The organism is Streptomyces sp. SID3212 (assembly GCF_009865405.1).
In the GTDB taxonomy this organism is placed as follows: Bacteria; Actinomycetota; Actinomycetes; order Streptomycetales; family Streptomycetaceae; genus Streptomyces.
The window spans coordinates 1-2,262 of sequence record NZ_WWJY01001062.1 but is presented as its reverse complement, the minus strand read 5'-3'; the positions used below and the strand labels follow the sequence as shown (position 1 = coordinate 2,262).

The window sequence follows — 2,262 nt, the reverse complement described above, 5'->3', positions numbered from 1 at the left end:
CGGGGCCGCGCTGGCGCTGACCGCGGTGTGTCACGCGGCGATGCCCGGCGCGCTCGCCTTCCTGACGTTCCAGCGGGACCGGGGTACGGAGATCGAGTCGCTGGGCGCGCTCGTCCTCCACGGGGCGCGGCACTTCGGCTGGGAGGGGGAGGTGCGGCTCAACTACGGCTCGGTGGAGTTCCTCGGCCCGTACGTCCCGCTGGTGAGCGGCGCCGCGCTGGCCCTGTCCGTGGTGGCGCTCGGCTGGCTGGTGGTGTGGCGGCTGCGGGCGCGCGAGTTCGCCGCGAGCACACCGTACGACGCGGCCTTCGTGGCGGTGCTGCTGTTCACCACGACGAGCCGCGTGATCAGCCCGCAGTACCTGCTGTGGCTGGTCGGTCTGGCCGCCGCGTGCCTGGTGGTGCGCACGAGCGGGATGGTGCTGCCCGCGCGCCTCGTGCTGGTGGCCACGGGGGTGACGCTGCTGGAGTTCCCGCTGCTGTTCGCGCACGTCGTCGCGAGCGACCCGCTGGGCGTGCTGCTGCTGACCGTACGGAACGGTCTCCTGGTCGCGGCGACGCTGGTCGCCTGCCGGCGGCTGTGGGTACGGACGGTGGCGGCGCCCCGGCGGCGCGCGGCCCGGACCGGCCTGGTCAGCCCAGGCGTTGCCGTACGTACGCGCGCCACCGCACGGTGAAGTCCTCCGGCGTGGTCGACAGGACGTCGTTCATGGCCTTCTCGACGGCCCCGTCGGGCTGCCGGCCGGCGCCGACCGCGCGGTAGAAGGCGGTCAGCCGCTTCTCGCCCCAGTGTCCGGCGATCAGTTCGCAGGCGAGCCAGCCGCTCTCGTACGCCCGGGCGAGGGCGTCGGCGTCCCCGCCGAAGGAGAACGCGTCGTTGTCGGGGAGCGCGGCGGGCACCTCGCCGCGCCGGACGGCCCGTTGGAGTTCGGGGGCGATCTGGGCGGCGGTCCGGCCGGTCGAGCGGTACGCGACCCGGTCGGCGAAGCCCTCGGACAGCCAGGTGGGGGTGGCGGAGGAGGTGGCCGTGCGGGTGGCGACGTGGGTGGTCTCGTGGGTGAGGACGACCCGCTGCCCGAAGTCGCCGAGGGCGCCGTACGCGGCGGGGTTGACGATGACCCGGTCGGCGGGTGAGGCCCCGGACCCGCCGGTCTCCCCCGTGGTGACCGCCGCGATGCCCCGGTAACCGTCCTCGGGCGCCCCCAGGAGCTCCGCCATGGCGGAGAGGGAGGCCGGAACCAGCAGGACGACGCGGTGGGCCCAGGCGCCCTTCCAGGCGTCGTCCACGGCGGGCACCGCGAGGTCGGCGGTGGCCGCGACCGCGCGCAGCCGGGTGGTGGTCTGCCCGACGCCGAGGACGAGGCTGTGCGTGCCGCGTACGACCCGTACCCTGCCCTGCTGCCAGAGCTGCTGGGCGCCGCCCTCGGCGGGGCGGTCGCCGGTGACGTACCAGCGGCCGGTGTGCTCGGTCAGGGTCATTTCGCGGGGCGTCGAGACGGGGGCGCTGTCGTAGCCGGCGATCCGGTAGCGCAGCTCGACCTGCGCGGTGGCGTGGCTGCCGGACCGCTCCACCGCGGTGACCCGGTACGCCCAGGAGCTCAGCGGTACGTCGGCGAGGTTGGTGAACTCCGCGCGGGCGGAGGCGCGCAGACGCGTCGCGGCGGGGTCGAGGGCGGCGAGGTAGGCGTTCTCGTCCCGGTCCAGGACACCGGCGGCCCGGCCGTCCAGGGTCCGTCGGACCGCCGCCGTGGCGGGGTCGGGCGCGGGGGGCGCCCCGGAGCATCCGGACGCGAGCAGCAGCCCGGAGAGCCCCAGCCCGAGGACACCCCGCCGGGTCGGGTGTCCTCTCTCACGCTCCGCGGCGCTACGCCGCTGACCTGCCACGTCACGATCGTACGGGGGCCACCCGCGCCCGCCGCGTCCCGGGAGGCTCAGATACGGGTCACCGAGGAGACCGGCATCATCCCCACCGGGTCGTACCTCACGGCCGCGCCCGGGTAGGGGGCGTGGATCACCTGGCCGTTGCCGACGTACATCCCGATGTGGCTCGCGTCGTCGCGGTACGCCACCAGGTCGCCGGGGAGTGCCTGCGACAGCGGGACCTGCCGGCCCGCGTACCGCTGGGCCTGCGAGGTGCGGGGCAGGCCCACCCCCGCCTGCGCGTACGACCACTGCGTCAGCCCCGAACAGTCGAAGCCGGTGGGGCCGTTGGCGCCCCACACGTACGGGCGGCCCACCGCGCGCGCCGCGGCCTGGACCCCGT

The 2,262-nt window shown here is 75.7% G+C and carries 2 protein-coding genes and 1 pseudogene; 1 reads left to right on the top strand and 2 read right to left on the bottom strand.

Annotated elements, in window-relative coordinates; all coding sequences use genetic code 11:
- A pseudogene (locus GT042_RS31615) lies at window positions 1-676 on the top strand (hypothetical protein); the annotation flags it as partial.
- Here GT042_RS31615 and GT042_RS31610 read toward each other — a convergent pair.
- Both GT042_RS31610 and GT042_RS31605 read right to left on the bottom strand, forming a co-directional pair.
- On the bottom strand, window positions 633-1,799 hold the full coding sequence (locus tag GT042_RS31610; RefSeq protein WP_237531395.1) for a hypothetical protein: 1,167 nt from the start codon (window positions 1,797-1,799) through the stop codon (window positions 633-635). The pseudogene GT042_RS31615 and the gene GT042_RS31610 overlap by 44 nt on opposite strands.
- 131 nt (window positions 1,800-1,930) lie before the next feature.
- Window positions 1,931-2,262: C40 family peptidase (locus GT042_RS31605; RefSeq protein ID WP_202534315.1), on the bottom strand; the 332-nt coding region annotated here is incomplete at its 5' end.